Below are 15,693 nucleotides of genomic sequence, written 5' to 3' on the forward strand. Positions count from 1 at the left end.
GCTTGAGGCGGCGCCCCACTCGTCTGGATTGACGGTGTCCGATGACTGAGCCGCGTCCCGACAACACGCGTCCGATTCATTTCGTTGGCATCGCCGGTGCCGGCATGAGCGCGCTGGCGGAGCTGTACGTGAGGCGCGGCTATCTCGTCACCGGCTGCGACACCAACGTCGCATCGGTTGGCGACCTCGTGCGGCTCGGGATCCCCGTCGCGCAGGGCCACGACCCGGCCCACGTCGAAGGGGCCGCCGAAGTCATCGTAACGTCGGCCGTGCGGCGTGACCATCCCGAGCTCGTGCGCGCGCGCGAACTCGGCATTCCCGTCACGCGCCGCGCCGAAGCGCTTGGTCGCGCCGTCTCCGGCGGGCAACTGGTGGGAGTCGCCGGCACGCATGGAAAGACGACCACGACCGTAATGACTACACAGGCTCTCGCCGCGGCGGGGATGGAGCCGACTGGAATCGCGGGTGGTCGCGTCGGCGCGTGGAACGGCAACATCAGCGAGGGAAGCGATCGCCTGTTCGTCGTCGAAGCCGACGAATATGACAGGTCGTTCCATGCTCTCGCTCCGACTGTCGCGGTCGTCACGAACATGGAAGCGGACCACCTCGACATATATCCAGGCGGAATCGAAGAAATCCGTGCGGCATTCGCGCAATACATCCGCGGTGCCCGTGCGATTGTTCTCTGTGCTGACGACTATGGAGCGTCCACGCTGCCCACACCGAGCACTGCCGAGGTGATCCGGTACGGGACACATCCGGGCGAGGTCCGGCTCGTTGCGCACGCGATCGAGCCGTTGCCCGGAGGGTCGCGCTACCTCTGCATGTACGACGGGAAAGAGCTCGGAGAAGTTCGGCTTGGCGTGCCGGGCATGCACAACGTTCGCAACTCCCTCGCCGCCATTGCTTCCGGTCTGGCACTCGGCGCCGAGCTTGGACGGATGACGCCGGGGCTCGAGTCGTTCACGGGAGTCGAGAGGCGATTTCAGGTGATCGGCGAAGTGCGCGGCGCGACGATCATAGACGACTACGCGCATCACCCGACGGAGATCGAGGCGACTCTCGAAGCGGCGCGATCAGCCTTCCCGAACCGGCGGATCATCGCCGCGTTTCAACCGCATCTCTATTCGCGAACGCGCGACTTCCACGTGGAGTTCGCACGCGCGCTTTCGCGCGCTGACATGGTTTTTCTCTGCAGCCTGTATCCCGCACGCGAGGAGCCGATCGAGGGAGTGTCGTCCGATATGATCGCCTCTCCGATGAGGGATGCGGGAAGCGCACCGGTATGGGAAGGCCCGCGGGACGAGCTTGCGCACGCGCTCCTGAAAGTGGTCAGGCCGGGCGACGTCGTGATCACGATCGGCGCCGGTGATATCACCGCCACCGGTCCGGAGCTGCTGTCGCTGCTCGAGCAGAGCGCATGACAGGTCCGCTTCCGCTCGAGGGCGAAGCCCCGAGAACGACCGGCAAATGGAAGCTGATCGCGCTGATCGTACTTCTGCTGCTGATTGCGCCCGCGTCGTGGCTCGCCCGCCGCGGAGCTTCGAAGCTCGCATTCTTCCATCTCAGAACGGTGTCGGTCGAGGGTACGCGATATCTGAAGCCGGAGACAGTGATGCAGCATCTGGCGCTCGATACGACGCGCTCCGTCTGGGACGACACAGGTCCGCTCGCCGTGAAACTGCGCCTCATGTCACAGGTGAGCGAAGTGCGCATCACCCGGAAACTCCCGGGCACCCTCGTCGTGACGATCAGGGAAAATCTTCCCGTCGCGCTGGCGCCGAGCCCGCGGGGACTCGAGGCGGTGGACGGCACGGGAACGGTGCTTCCGATAGACCCGACTCGCGACGATCTGGACCTGCCCATCGCTGCACAGCGTGACAAGTCGATCCTTTCGCTGCTCGCCGACGCCCGCGCTCGCAATCCGATGCTTTTTCGCCGTATCAGCGAGATCGCGCGCGACGGCAGGGACGGATTGGTGCTGAGTCTTGTGCCGCTTGGCCGGCCGCAGGCGGAGACGCCGGAGCCCTCGGCCGACAGCGCATCGGCGGCGAACGCAGTCGCTGTGGCGCCGCCCTCTCTTCGCGTTCGCGCCTCGCTGGGGGTGTCCGTCTCGCGATTGGCCGATATCTTTCCCGTCGAGTCAGACCTTCTGCGGCGCCGGGCTAATGTCGCCGAGCTCGACCTACGCTACCGTGATCAAGTGATCGCAAGGCTTCAATGAATCCTGAACGTGTCATCGCCGGTCTCGATATAGGGTCCGCGAAAACAACGGTGGTCATCGCGGAAGCGACAGGCGATCTCCAGCGTCGGACATCCCTGAGGATTCTGGGCGTAGGGCAGGCGAGAACCACCGGTCTTCGCCGCGGTATCGTCGCCGACATCGAGGAGACCACGCGCTCGATCAAGAAGGCAATCGAAGATGCCGAGCGCATGGCGGGAACGAAGATCGAGTCCCTCTACGCCGGCATCGCGGGCGAGCACGTGCGGGCGATGACGAGCACGGGAATCGTCGCCGTCAATGGCGACGAGATCTCGAGGGCGGACGTGAATCGCGCCAACGAAGTTGCCCGCGCCCAGCCAATCCCGCAGGATCGCGAGCTCCTCCATGCCATTCCCCAGGAATACACGGTAGACAAGAACCATGGGATCAGGGATCCGATCGGGATGATCGGGACCCGCCTCGAGACCGAGATGTACCTCGTGACGATCGGCAGCTCGCCGGCAATGAATCTCCGCAAGTCGGTCGAGAGGGCGGGGTATCACGTGAAGGAGCTCGTGCTCGAGCCGCTGGCGAGCGCACTGGCCGTCCTCACCGAGGACGAGAAGGAACTGGGAGTCGCTCTCGTGGAGATGGGCGCCGGCACGACCGACGTCGCGATCTTCCACGAGGGAAAGATCCGTCACCTCGCGACGGTGAGCTTCGGTGGCAGCAACGTCACGAGCGACATCGTGCAGGGGATCGGCGTGACCCAGGCAGACGCCGAACGGCTGAAGGAGCGCTACGGATGCGCGTACGAGCCGATGGTGGACCCCGACGACGTCGTGGAGCTGCCCAGCACCGTGGCACAGGGTGAGAGACACATCCCGCGCGAGGTTCTCGCCCACATCATCCACCAGCGCATAGACGAGATCTTCTCGCTGGTGCACGGCGAGATTCAGCGCGCCGGGTATGCCAACCGGTTGAGCGGAGGCGTCGTCGTTACCGGCGGAGCGGCCGCCATGCAGGGTGTGGCGGAGCTGGCGACCGACGTGTTCGGCACCGGCGTCCGGATCGGACTGCCGACCGAGAACGTGGGCGGTCTCAGTGATTCGGTCGAAGCCCCGCGTTTCTCGACGGTGGTCGGTCTGGCGCTTTATGGAGCCAACCGGATGGCGATCGGGGGTGCTTCAGCGGGCGGAAAACGGCGCGCGATTTCTTCGCCCAACATGGATCGTTTCGTGCAGCGTGTGAAGACCTGGCTTCAGGATTTTTTCTAGACGGCTCGAACTCCGGCAAGTCGAGCAGGCACCGGCTGTTGGCTGTGTCCACATCATAAAGTTTCCCGGTCCGCTGCCATTGTGGGAAATCGGCGCGCGCGGCCGCCGGTAAGAATCTTCACGCGATAGGCCGATTGGCTATTGGATGAGGCGAGGGAAACGCATATATATTGGCCGTCCGCTCTTCCCCACCCAGAAGCTTCGGAGTACCCCGCCTGATGAATTTCGAGTTTGAGGAGAGCGCGTCCCAGATTGCTCGCATGAAGGTCGTGGGCGTTGGCGGTGGTGGTGGCAACGCCGTCAACCGGATGATCGAGGAGCGGCTTTCGGGCGTCGAGTTCATCTCGATCAATACTGACGCGCAGGCCCTTCTCAACTCGAAATCCGACGTAAAGATCCAGATCGGGAAGAAGCTTACGCGCGGGCTTGGCGCCGGAGCTCGTCCCGAGATCGGCAAGCAGGCTATCGAGGAGAATCGCGAGGAGGTGTCCTGCGCTCTCACCAATTCCGACCTGGTCTTCGTGACGTGCGGAATGGGCGGCGGTACGGGTACCGGCGCGGCGCCCACTATCTGCGAGCTGGCCCGCGAAGCGGGAGCCCTCACCGTCGGAATCGTGACGCGGCCATTCCTCTTCGAGGGACGGAAGCGGCTGCGCCAAGCGGAGCTCGGCATCGCCGAGATGCGGAAGCACGTGGACACGATGATCGTCGTGCCCAACGAGCGGCTGCTCGCCGTTGTCGGGAAGGGGATCCCGTTCCACGACGCGCTCAAGAAAGCTGACGAGGTTCTGCTCCATGCGACGCAGGGAATCTCGACGCTGATCACCGTCACCGGATTGGTGAACGTCGATTTCGCCGATGTGCGCACGGTGATGCAGGAAGGCGGTTCCGCGCTCATGGGCACGGGAATCGGCCGCGGGGAGAACCGCGCGACGGACGCGGCGCAGCAGGCGATCGCCAGTCCGCTGCTCGACAACGTGTCCGTCTCCGGCGCCACCGGCGTGCTCGTCAACATCACCGGCGGCGACGACCTCACGCTCGGCGACGTGCACCAGATCGTCGAGATCGTGAAGGACGCCGTCGGCGAAGACGCCGAGATCATCTTCGGAACGGTGAATGAGAAGGCGATGCAGGGCGAGTGCCGCGTCACGGTCATCGCGACTGGTTTCGACAAGGCGCCGGCGCAGATTGCCGCCGCGGCCGCCAAGGAGCCGCATGCGGCGAAGTTTGGCACTCCCGTGATTCAGCTGCCGGTACGCGGCCGTGCCCCGACACTGCATGCCCGGAACATCGCGCCGAACGATCCAGCCCGCCGCGTTACCCCACTGTCCGGCCCGTCGTCATCCCCGGAGAAGTTGGACGGAAACGGTCAGGATCTCAGCGACATGGAGATTCCGACGTTTATTCGGAGACAGATGGATTGACGGTTCGCAGCGCACGTGCAGTCACGTATTCGGTAGTCGGCCTGTTTACGATCTTCGCGGTGCGCATGACGCCGCCGATCGCCCGCACACCGGGCACCCGCGCACTCGGCGGGTTCAGCAGTCAGACCTACACGAACAACCCCGATGAATTGGCGGCCGCTCCCGCAATGGCTCCGGTCATCGTTGAGCCGACCGAGTCGATGGTCGCACCGGTTGTCGTCGTTGCGTCGAACAAGGTGAAGGTTGACACGGTTACTGTAAGCGGCGTCATCCAGTCGAGCCTCTTCTCGGCGCTCGACAAGAGCAGTGGTGCCTCGCTCCCGCGGTCCGCTCGCGCCGAGCTCGCGTTCTCGCTCGCCGACATCTTCGAGTACCGCGTGGACATGAGCAGGGATCTGCAGGTCGGCGACAAATTCCACATTCTCGTGGAGCGACTGCAGAAGCCCAACGGCGCTATCATCATCAACAAGGTCCTCGGCGCGCGGCTCGCGCTGTCGGGGAGCGAGATCGAGGCGATCCGCTTCGAGAGCCGCGCGGCCAGCGGGCAGTACTTCGACGGTGGAGGCAAGTCGCTGCGCGCTTCGTTCCTGCGCGCCCCGGTCGCATTCCGCCGCGTCTCCAGCATCTTCGGCGGACGCCGTCATCCCGTCCTCGGTATCTGGCGAAAGCACAGGGGCACTGATTACGCGGCGTCCATGGGCACACCGGTGCGATCCATCGGCGACGGAGTGGTCATCTTCGCCGGCCGGAAGGGTGGTTACGGAAACGTCATAGATATCCGTCACCGCAACGGATTCGTCAGTCGTTATGGGCACCTGAGGAATTTCGCGAAGGGAATCCGAGCCGGCACCCGCGTCTCGATAGGCAGCACCATCGGCGGCGTCGGACAAAGCGGCCTGGCGACCGGTCCGCACCTGCACTTCGAGGTGCTTGTCAACGGCGTCCAGCGCGACCCGCGGGTCGCCCTCAAGATGAAGGGAGGCGAGCCGATCCCGTCATCCGAGCGAGGCGTCTTCCAGCAGCTCCGGAGCCGCACCCTCGCCACCTTCGCTTCGTCGAGCCCCACCGCCAGCAACTGATTCCGCGCACCTGAGCACGACTCGGTGCGCGGCTGCATCGGCGCGTATGGCACGCAGCCACGAACGCGATCTCGCTACAGTCCCATCTCAGGCGCACCGCCCCGGACTGTTATCTTTCATCGCGCAGCGATTCTTCCACCTCTGAACAGCAGCATGCCACGGATTCTCAGACGTGCCGGCGACGTTCCGATACGCTCGCTATGGCAGCGGGTCAAGGACGTCGCTATGCTCGACGTCACGACGCTTGCGCGTGGCGGGAGCATTCAGGGATCCCTCGAAAAACTCGAGGAAGTTCTCATCGAGGCGGATTTCGGCGTGGCGACCAGTATGCGGCTCGTCGAGGACGTCGAGAGGATGGCGAAGCGCGGTGAGGTGCGTTCGCAGGACGATTTCCTCCGTGCACTCGAGGAAGGCGTTGCGCGGTCGCTGGGCGCCGATACGGACGACTCTTCGATGCATTTCGCCGCGGAGCGTCCGACGGTGGTTCTCGTAATCGGCGTCAACGGCGCGGGGAAGACGACCTTCATCGGCAAGCTCGCGGCGCTGATGCAGGCGCGCGGGAAGAAGACTCTGGTCGGCGCCGCGGACACGTTCCGCGCCGGGGCGGTCGATCAGCTCAGGCGCTGGGCCGAGAGGAGCGGTGCCGAGTTCGTCGGCGCGAAGGCGGAGAGTGATCCGGCCTCCGTAGCGTTCAACGCAATAGATGCAGGGGTCACGCGCGGCTCCGACGTCGTCATCATTGACACGGCCGGACGACTGCACACGAGCTCCGGCCTGATGGAGGAGCTGAAAAAAATCCATCGCGTGATCGCCCGGCGCATTCCTGGCGCGCCGCACGAGACGCTCCTCGTCCTCGATGCCACCATCGGCCAGAACGCGCTGGCACAGGCGCGGACCTTCTCGGAGGCGATCCCCATAACCGGGCTCGTGATGACGAAACTCGACGGTACCGCGCGCGGCGGAATCGTCGTCGCCGTTCGCGAGGCGCTGGGCGTTCCCGTGAAGTTCATCGGAACTGGAGAGACGATCGCTGACATCGAGCCGTTCAATCCCGTGGCATTCGCTGCGAAGCTGGTCGAGGGATAGGCGTTGAGCGACGGCGAACGGCGAGGTTCGACGTCCGGAAAACTCTATCTCGACATGCCCGTCACCTATCTCAAAGGTGTCGGACCGATGCGGGCGGAGGCGCTCCGCAAGCTGGGGATCGTCACGGCGCGCGATCTCCTTTTTCACGTTCCGCACCGGTATGAAGACGCCAGCACTGTCAGGCCGATATCGTCGCTCGAGCCGGGGATGGATGCGACGGTCATCGGCCGTGTCGTGTCGAAGGGCATCATTCCAACGCGGAAGGGCCTGCGCATCTTCCAGGCGGTCGTGCGCGACGACAGTGGTATCATCGAGGCGTCCTGGCCGGGGCAGCCGTTCCTCGACCGCGTGATCTCCAGGGACGACACACTGCTGCTGACGGGCTCGGTGAGATTTTTCCACGGCCGTCAGCTCCAGCCGCGCGAATATGTGAATCTCGGAAGTGATCCCTCGGGAATCGCGGAAGGGCGCGTGCTGTCCGTCTATCCGGCGACCGAAGGACTGTCGTTCAAGGTCATTCGCGGAATCATCGAGTCGCACCTCGATGCTCTACTCCCGCTCGTGCGTGAGTATCTGCCGAAGGCGATGCTACGGCAATCGGCGCTTCCGCCGCTCGGCGACGCACTCCGCATGCTTCATCGTCCGGCATCCATTGCCGAAGCGGTGCGCGGCCGCGACCGGCTCGCCTACGAAGAGCTCCTGTTCATGAACATTCTTCAGCGTCGCGCCAACCGGCTCGCTCGCGAGCGCCGCACGGGAATCGCCTTCACCAACCGGCGAGAGCTCACGTCCGCCCTTCGCGCCGCGCTTCCGTACACGCTCACCTCGGCGCAGACGACTGCCATACGAGAGATCTTCGCCGACATGTGCAGCGATCGGAAAATGCACCGGCTGCTGCAAGGCGATGTCGGGAGCGGAAAAACGATCGTCGCACTCTTCGCCGCGCTTCTCGCCATGGAGAACGGTTACCAGGCGGCGATGATGGCTCCGACCGAGCTCCTTGCGGAGCAGCACTGCCAGACGATCTCGCAGCTCGTCGAGCCGCTCGGTATCCGGCCGCTTCTGTTGACGGGAAGTCTCACCACGCGGGAGCGGGCAGAAGCGGCGGCACGAATGTCTGCGGACGCGCCGCTTCTCGTGATCGGCACGCACGCCCTCGTGCAACAGAGCGTGGCCTTCGCGCGGCTTGGGTTCGTCGCCATAGACGAGCAGCACCGATTCGGAGTGGAGCACCGCGCCGCGCTCTCCGCGAAGGGCGATTCGCCCGATGTACTCCTGATGAGTGCGACACCGATCCCTCGCTCGCTCGCGCTGACTTACTACGGCGGCCTCGACGTCTCCACGCTGCGGGAGCGGCCCGCGGGCAGGCAGCCGGTCACGACTGTCATCCGCGCCGAGAAGGGGCGGGAGAAGGTGCTCGAGTTCGTGAAGCGCGAGACAGAAGCCGGCAGACAGGCGTACATCGTCTATCCCGTGATCGAGGAATCGGAGAAGACCGATCTCAAGGCCGCGACGACGATGTATCGGGAGCTTTCAACGGGTGTCTTCGACGGGAAGCGCGTGGCGCTGCTCCATGGGCGGGTTTCCGCTTCCGAGCGGGAGGCTACGATGCGCGAGTTCCGGGATGGGTTGATAGACGTGCTCGTCGCCACCACCGTCATCGAGGTCGGCATTGACGTTCCCAACGCGACAGTGATGTTGATCGAGCATCCGGAGCGATTCGGGCTGTCGCAGATGCACCAGCTGCGCGGCCGCGTCGGACGCGGGGCCGAAGCGTCCTACTGTATCCTGCTCGGCGACTTCGGACCCGACGCCGCCGATCGTCTGCGAATCTTCGCCTCGACAGAAGACGGATTCGAGATCGCTCAGGCCGATCTCCGCATTCGCGGAATGGGAAATCTTTTCGGCGAGCAGCAGAGTGGCGAAAGGACGTTTCGCATCGCCGATCTCGTTCGCGACGAGCGCCTCAACAGCGAAGCGCTCGAGGCGGCGGAAAAACTTCTTGACGACGATCCCGAGCTGGAAAAGAAAGAGCACGCCGGAATTCGTGGCGTGCTCTCGGCGCGATACGCGCGCGCGCTGCAGCTGTTCCGGGTCGGCTAGCGGCTGGGGTTCGCCAGCCTCTTCTTGATGCGCTCCAGCTCCGCGTTCGCCTTCGCGAGCTGGTCCCGCAGCGTAGCGATCTCTTCCTCACGTGTGACCAAGACCGTGTCGCGTCCGACGATTTTTGGGGTGGCCTGCGCGAGCCGAAGCGTCAGCACCGTCTGCGCCATGCGCCTCAGCACCTGCGCCTGCGGCCGATACAACTTCGCGCCCGGCGTGGCGAGATAGATGTCGAGAGCATTGACTCCCTCAGCCATCGCGGCGGTCCTGTTGGCTGGATCGACCATGTACACTGCACGCCAGAACGATATCTCAGTCCCTTCGGTCGTCCCCTTCGCCTTGAGCGCGAAATCGGCCAGGATTCGGTCAGCTCCGGCGTAATCACCGGCTTCGATACGCTTGTTCGCCGACGCTACCACACCGGCGAATACCTCCGCGGGTGCTGGCGGCTTACCCGCCTGGCCTCTGCCGCAGCCGACGGTCAGCAGTGCTGCAATTACTGCGATTCTCCTGAACGGGGAGCTTCCGATCAAGCGACTTCCTCGACGACTGGTGTGCGGCGGAATGGAGTGCGGCGGGTGATGGCCGCCCGCACTGGGAGAATAATAGAAAAAATCGTGCCCATTCCAAGGGTGCTTTCAACCTTTATCGTGCCGCCATGGGCTTCCACGATCTCCCGCGCGATGGCGAGGCCCAGACCCGTCCCCTTCGCGGCAGCGTAAGCCTGGTTGCTCGCCTGGAAGAATTTCTCGAAGATGTGAGGCAGCTGCTCCGCCGCGATCCCCACTCCGGTATCGCGTATCGTGATGGAAACCTCGTTCTCGGATCCTTCGACACCGAGCTCGACCGTGCCGCCCCGGTCCGTGAACTTGAACGCGTTCGACAGAAGATTTCCGAGCACTTCGTTGATGCGGTCCTCGTCCCACAGGACGTGCGACGGCAGATCGCCCCCACGCACGACGCGGAAGCTGATCTCGCGCTGAAGCGCCAGGACCTGGAACGACGTCTCGAAGGAATGCAGGAACCGGTCGAGATCCACCTGACGGCGCTCGAGCTTTCCGCCGCCAGCCTCGAAGCGGCTGATGTCCAGCAGCCGCTTCACCAGGCGCGTGAGTGTGTGCGCCTGTTTGCCGAGCGTGCCGCAGATCTCGCGCTGCTTCGGGTTGAGCTCACCGTAGATGTTCTCCTGGAGCAGCTCCAGATATCCGACGATCACGTTGATCGGCGTCTTAAGCTCATGTGACGCAACCGATACGAATTCTGCCTTCAGCTTGTCGAGCTCGGCGAGCTGCGCCGTCATTCCGTGATAGCTGTTGGCGAGCCGCCCGAACTCATCCGTCCGCTTCTCCATCGCGGGGAGGCGCTGCGTGAAGTCGCCGTCGGCGACCGCCTGCATTCCCTTGTCGAGCTCGAAGACGGGGTGGCTGATCGAGCGAGTGAGCCAGATCGCGATCAGCGTCGCGATGAGAAGCGCGATTGCCAGCGAGCCGGCGGCGGTGCGCTGCGCGTCAACGGTCATGGACGCCGCTTCCTCTACGCGCTCGTAAGTCTCGTCCCGAAGACGCGCTTCCGTCCGGGCGATGACTCTGTCGATTGTGAGCAGGGCGGGGCGAGTGCGCTGTGCCGATATGTCGTCTGCCGTGTTGACGGCGCCCGACGCGGCCGCCTGCCACTCGGCTTCAGTGGATGCCCGCAGAGCGAGGATCGCGTTCGACAGGTCGGTGGACGACTGGCGGGGCATGAACTGCGTGAGTGACCCGGCGCGCGTCGCGAGCAGGTCAATCTGCTTCCGCATACGCTCGAGCGAGGCCGGCTCGGCAACGAGTATGAGCGCGTCCTCACTTCGCTTGACGTCGTCCGCCAGCTCACGGAAACCGCCGAGGAGAAGCGATGCCGCGAACTCGCGGTCACGAAGCAGGCGTGTCTGCTCGTGGACGGCATCGAGAGAACGCAGGGCAAGGATCAAAGGGACAAGCAGGATCACGGTGATCGAAACGATCCCCAATCCGAGACGCGTACGCAGTTTCATGCGCGGTTGACACCCCTATAGGGGACACCTAGCTTGCCGCGCACCCGCCCAGTTGAACCAGAACCCAATGACTCCCCCATACGTACGTATAGCCGAACTCAGTCCTCACGCCGGACAGAATGTCCAGGTGAAGGGCTGGGTCACCCATCTACGCTCCTCAGGCAAGGTTGCCTTCGTCGTGATGCGCGATGGGAGTGGCATTCTGCAGTGTGTTCTGGTGAAAAGTAGTCTCCCCGCCGAAGCGTGGGAACGGTACTCGGAGCTTACACAGGAAACGACGATCGAAGTCACCGGAGAGGCACGTCCCGACAAGCGGGCTCCAGGTGGCTTCGAGCTTGGCGTAACCGACCTTGCCATCGTCGGCCCGAGCCCGGTGGACTACCCCATTCAGCCGAAGGAGCACGGGATCGATTTTCTCCTCGATCACCGCCACCTGTGGCTGCGCACCGAGCGCCAGTGGGCCATCGCGCGCGTACGCCACGAGACGGAGCAGGCGATCCGCGATTTCTTCTACGAGCGCGATTTCACGCTGGTGGACACGCCCATCCTCACAGCGGCCATCGGCGAGCGGAGCGGGCTTTTCTCCACCGAGTACTTCGACGAGGGGGTGGCGTATCTCGCGCAGACGGGCCAGCTCTACGGTGAAGCCGCGGCCGCCGCGCTTGGTCGCATCTATTGCTTCGGCCCGACATTCCGCGCCGAGAAGTCGAAGACGCGCCGCCACCTGTCCGAATTCTGGATGGTCGAGCCCGAGGTCGCGTTCAACGACTCCGACGACAACATGCGGCTGCAAGAGGAGTTCGTCTCGTACATAGTGCAGCGCTGCCTCGAGCGTCGCCGCGACGAGCTTCTCATCCTCGAACGCGACCTTTCGAAGCTCGAGACCGTCGTCTCTCCGTTCCCGCGAATCGACTATGCCGAAGCGGTTCACATCCTCCAGGAGAAAGGCAGCTCCGTGGTGTGGGGCGACGACCTCGGTGCGGAGGACGAATCGCTGCTCGTCGAGGGATACGATCGCCCGATCTTCATATACAACTACCCGAAGGAAGCCAAGGCCTTCTACATGAAGGAGAACCCGGCCGATCCGCGGACCGTGCTCTGCAACGACCTGCTGGCGCCAGAGGGCTACGGCGAGATCATCGGCGGCTCACAGCGCGAGGATGACTACGACAAGCTGCTGCACCGGATCGAGGAAGAGAAGTTGCCGCTCGATGCATACAGCTGGTACCTGGACCTGCGCCGCTACGGGACGTTCGTGCACTCGGGATTCGGACTCGGACTCGAGAGGACCGTGTCATGGATCTGCGGTCTTCCGCATTTGCGGGAGGCGATCGCGTTCCCCCGCATGATGAATCGCCTTAGGCCATAGCGCATCAGCCGGGGCTGGCTCTCCCGGCGCGGTTCTTGACCTCGTTCCAGATCGAATCGAGCTGATCCAGTCCGGCCGATCGGATGTCCAGACCACGCTCGCGGGCCGTGCTCTCCACTTCCCGGAAGCGCTCCTCGAACTTCGCGTTCGCCTTGTCCAGAGCCAGTGCTGCGTGGACGCCGGCCTTCCTGCAGAGGTTGACGCATGCGAACAGCAGGTCTCCCAGCTCGGATTCGAGCTCACCATGCGCCGCGTCGAGCAACGGCGGTGCGCCGGGGGCCGAAGCGGGCCGCCCTGCGAGGTGCTCCCGGACTTCGGCCAGCTCCTCTTCGATTTTTCCCGCGGGGCCGTCGGTATCCGGCCAGTCGAAGCCGACGCTGGCGGCCCGGTCCTGAAGGCGATGCGCACGGTGCAGGGGAGGCAGCGCCATGGGGAGTCCGTCGGCAATAGATTCGCGCTTCTTCGATTTCATCTTCTCCCACGGTTCCTTCACCCCGTCGCCGTACAGATGCGGGTGGCGCGCTTTCATCTTCGCGATGAGCCCGCCCGCGACATCATGCACGTCGAACTCGCCGCGCTCTTCGGCGATTACCGAGTGAAAGAGGACCTGGAGGAGCAGGTCACCGAGCTCTTCACGAAGCAGCGCCGGCTTGCCTTCGCGTATCGCGTCGTCAAGCTCGTGGCATTCCTCGATCAGATAGGGGCGCAGCGATTCGTGCGTCTGCGCAGCATCCCAGTCGCATCGTTTGCGGAGATCGCGCATCAGCGCGATCGTGTCGTCGAGTGTGGATCTGTCGTCCATGGAGGGCTGGCTCGCTAGATTGGGCGTGTGATTGCAATAGTACCGGACCCCCGCTGCCGCCGGCAATGCTGAGCCGCGCATGGATGGAGGTGGACCTCGCCGCGCTGGTGCGGAACGCGGCCGCGCTCCGCGATCGCGCAGGGGTTCCGCTCATCCCCATGGTCAAGGCAGACGCGTATGGCCTCGGGGCCATACAGGTGGCGCATGCGCTCGAACAGCTCGATCCGCATGGCTTCGGCGTCGCGACGGTTGCCGAAGGTGCCGAGCTCCGCGCTGCCGGCATCGTTCGTCCCATCATCCTCTTCAGTCCGCTTCTGCCAGAGGAGATGGGGGCAGCCAACGTAGCGCGGCTGACGCCCACGCTGGGCTCGGCGGAGGAGATCGCCGCGTGGAAAGCATACGGAGGCCCATATCACCTGTCGATTGACACCGGCATGTCGAGGGCGGGTGTGCCGTGGCGGGAGATGGGAGCACTCGCCGGCGTGATTGCGGATCATCCGCCTGAAGGCGCGTTCACGCATTTTCATTCGGCGCAGCTCGACGACGGCTCGATGGAGCTTCAGGAGTCGCGATTCCGCGAGGCGCTCGCGACGCTCGCACTCGGCCCCGCGCTGCTTCACACCGACAACAGCGCGGCGATCGTCCGGCACGGGCGCTCGCCGTGGAATGCGATTCGTCCCGGCATTTTCCTGTACGGAGTCGGCAGCAGTGAAAGCGCCGCCCTTCAGCCCGAGTGCGTCGTGCACGTGAGAGCGCGCATCGTCGAGATGCGCTGGGTCGAAGCGGGGGACACGGTCAGCTACGACGCGACCTGGACAGCTGCCGGGCGTCGGCTGATCGCGACTGTTCCGGCGGGGTATGCCGACGGTTATCCGCGCGGCGCGAGCAACGCCGGACGCGTGCTCGTACGCGGATATCCTGCGCCGATCGCGGGCAGAGTGACGATGGACATGATCATGCTCGATGTCACGGACTCGGGTGCGGAAGTCGGCGACGTCGTCACGCTTGTTGGTGACGGATCAGCGTCGAAGGCGCCGGTGGACGTCGCATCGGTTGCGGCGATTGCGGGACTGTCGCCCTACGAGCTGCTCACCGGATTGCGCGGGCGCCTGACCCGCGTTTACAGAGGCCAGTGAAGATGAACAGAGCGGTCATTCTCGTTCTCGATGGCGTCGGGGCTGGCGATGCCCCGGATGCCGACGCATATGGAGACGTCGGAAGCAATACGCTCGGGCACGTCGCGCGCGCCGTCGGCGGATTCAACCTGCCTGCGCTCGCGCGTTACGGACTTGGCAACGTCCTCGAACTTGTCGGGATTCCGCGAGAGCCCGCCTGCGAGGCCGCGTGGGGGAGGATGCAGCCCGCTTCCGCAGGGAAAGACAGCACGGCGGGCCACTGGGAGATCGCCGGCGTTCACCTTGCGCACCCTTTCCCGACGTATCCTCACGGATTCCCCGCCGAGGTGGTGAGCGAGTTCAGCCGGCTCACGGGGCGCGGAGTCATCGGCAATATCGCCGGCAGCGGAACTGCTGTCCTCGATCAATACGGCGAAGAGCACGCCCGTACCGGCGCCTGGATACTCTACACATCCGCTGATTCGGTCTTTCAGATCGCCGCCAACGAAGCGGTCGTTCCGTTGGAAGAGCTGTACGCGGCGTGTGAGACCGCACGGCGGATGCTCGTTCCGCCGCACGACGTCTCGCGGGTGATCGCCCGTCCATTCGTGGGCTCGGCGGGATCGTTCCAGAGAACCGCCAACCGGCGCGACTACTCGATCGAGCCGCCGGAGAAGACGCTTCTCGACGCGCTGGCCGATGCGGGCATCGACAGACACGGCGTCGGCAAGGTGGACGATCTTTTCGCCAGGCGGTCGATCGTCGCGCAGCATACGGCATCCAACGCCGAGGGAATCGATCTCGTTCGCCAGTGGCTCGAGAGCGACCAGAGTGGGCTGCTCTTCGCCAACCTAGTAGATTTCGACCAGTTGTACGGGCACCGCAACGACGTTGGGGGATTCTACAACTCGCTACGGGAGTTCGACTTCGCTCTCCCGCTAATCACCGACGCCATGCGCGAGGACGATCTGCTCTTCATAACCGCCGACCATGGCAATGACCCCACCACTGCATCAACGGATCACGCCCGGGAAATGGTCCCGCTGCTCGCCATCGGCGCGCGGGTCCGGGCGGGCGATCTCGGGGTCCGCCGGACTTTTTCGGATCTGGGCGCAACTGTCGGGGAGTGGCTTGGTGTCTCATTCCGCGGGCAGGGTGAATCGTTTCTTCGTCAGCTGATCGCCACGTGAGTGGAGCGGACGATAC

General features: G+C 64.4%; 13 protein-coding genes. 10 read left to right on the top strand and 3 right to left on the bottom strand.

Annotated features, from left to right (window positions below):
- The first annotated feature begins 41 nt into the window (after window positions 1–41).
- The 7 genes from murC (at window position 42) to recG (ending at window position 9,172) form a co-directional block, all read left to right on the top strand.
- The gene (gene murC, locus Q7S20_00970) at window positions 42–1,424 is read left to right on the top strand and encodes a UDP-N-acetylmuramate--L-alanine ligase (GenBank protein MDO8500397.1); all 1,383 of its coding nucleotides are present in this window, start codon (window positions 42–44) and stop codon (window positions 1,422–1,424) included.
- Window positions 1,421–2,224, top strand: coding sequence for an FtsQ-type POTRA domain-containing protein (locus Q7S20_00975; GenBank protein ID MDO8500398.1), 804 nt, complete (start codon window positions 1,421–1,423; stop codon window positions 2,222–2,224). Before murC ends, Q7S20_00975 begins: the two co-directional genes overlap by 4 nt.
- Window positions 2,221–3,480 (top strand): cell division protein FtsA, encoded by a 1,260-nt coding sequence (gene ftsA / locus Q7S20_00980; GenBank protein MDO8500399.1) that lies wholly within the window; start codon window positions 2,221–2,223, stop codon window positions 3,478–3,480. Before Q7S20_00975 ends, ftsA begins: the two co-directional genes overlap by 4 nt.
- Before the next feature lie 218 nt (window positions 3,481–3,698).
- Window positions 3,699–4,904 (top strand): cell division protein FtsZ, encoded by a 1,206-nt coding sequence (ftsZ, locus tag Q7S20_00985; GenBank protein MDO8500400.1) that lies wholly within the window; start codon window positions 3,699–3,701, stop codon window positions 4,902–4,904.
- Window positions 4,901–5,983 carry a M23 family metallopeptidase gene (locus Q7S20_00990; protein MDO8500401.1) on the top strand — a complete coding sequence of 361 codons (1,083 nt, stop codon included), beginning with the start codon at window positions 4,901–4,903 and terminating at the stop codon, window positions 5,981–5,983. The genes ftsZ and Q7S20_00990 overlap by 4 nt, the downstream gene beginning before the upstream one ends.
- A gap of 153 nt (window positions 5,984–6,136) precedes the next feature.
- Window positions 6,137–7,069: a signal recognition particle-docking protein FtsY gene (gene ftsY / locus Q7S20_00995; protein MDO8500402.1), complete on the top strand. Its 933-nt coding sequence runs from the start codon at window positions 6,137–6,139 to the stop codon at window positions 7,067–7,069.
- A gap of 3 nt (window positions 7,070–7,072) precedes the next feature.
- On the top strand, window positions 7,073–9,172 hold the full coding sequence (gene recG, locus Q7S20_01000) for an ATP-dependent DNA helicase RecG (protein MDO8500403.1): 2,100 nt from the start codon (window positions 7,073–7,075) through the stop codon (window positions 9,170–9,172).
- Here recG and Q7S20_01005 read toward each other — a convergent pair.
- Together Q7S20_01005 and Q7S20_01010 are read right to left on the bottom strand one after the other, a co-directional pair.
- On the bottom strand, window positions 9,169–9,705 hold the full coding sequence (locus Q7S20_01005) for a hypothetical protein (protein MDO8500404.1): 537 nt from the start codon (window positions 9,703–9,705) through the stop codon (window positions 9,169–9,171). The genes recG and Q7S20_01005 overlap by 4 nt on opposite strands.
- Window positions 9,702–11,201, bottom strand: coding sequence for a HAMP domain-containing sensor histidine kinase (locus tag Q7S20_01010; GenBank protein MDO8500405.1), 1,500 nt, complete (start codon window positions 11,199–11,201; stop codon window positions 9,702–9,704). Before Q7S20_01010 ends, Q7S20_01005 begins: the two co-directional genes overlap by 4 nt.
- A gap of 67 nt (window positions 11,202–11,268) precedes the next feature.
- Between Q7S20_01010 and asnS the strand changes: the two genes are divergently transcribed.
- The gene (gene asnS, locus Q7S20_01015) at window positions 11,269–12,570 is read left to right on the top strand and encodes an asparagine--tRNA ligase (GenBank protein MDO8500406.1); all 1,302 of its coding nucleotides are present in this window, start codon (window positions 11,269–11,271) and stop codon (window positions 12,568–12,570) included.
- A 4-nt stretch (window positions 12,571–12,574) separates the two neighbouring features.
- On the opposite strand, the gene mazG is transcribed toward asnS, so the two are convergent.
- Window positions 12,575–13,372, bottom strand: a complete 798-nt coding sequence (gene mazG / locus Q7S20_01020; GenBank protein ID MDO8500407.1) for a nucleoside triphosphate pyrophosphohydrolase — start codon at window positions 13,370–13,372, stop codon at window positions 12,575–12,577.
- Window positions 13,373–13,437: 65 nt separating this feature from the next.
- Between mazG and alr the strand changes: the two genes are divergently transcribed.
- The gene (gene alr, locus Q7S20_01025; GenBank protein MDO8500408.1) at window positions 13,438–14,508 is read left to right on the top strand and encodes an alanine racemase; all 1,071 of its coding nucleotides are present in this window, start codon (window positions 13,438–13,440) and stop codon (window positions 14,506–14,508) included.
- 2 nt (window positions 14,509–14,510) lie between these two features.
- On the top strand, window positions 14,511–15,677 hold the full coding sequence (locus Q7S20_01030) for a phosphopentomutase (protein ID MDO8500409.1): 1,167 nt from the start codon (window positions 14,511–14,513) through the stop codon (window positions 15,675–15,677).
- Window positions 15,678–15,693 lie beyond the last annotated feature (16 nt).

The organism is Gemmatimonadaceae bacterium, assembly GCA_030647905.1.
Lineage (GTDB): Bacteria > Gemmatimonadota > Gemmatimonadetes > Gemmatimonadales > Gemmatimonadaceae > UBA4720.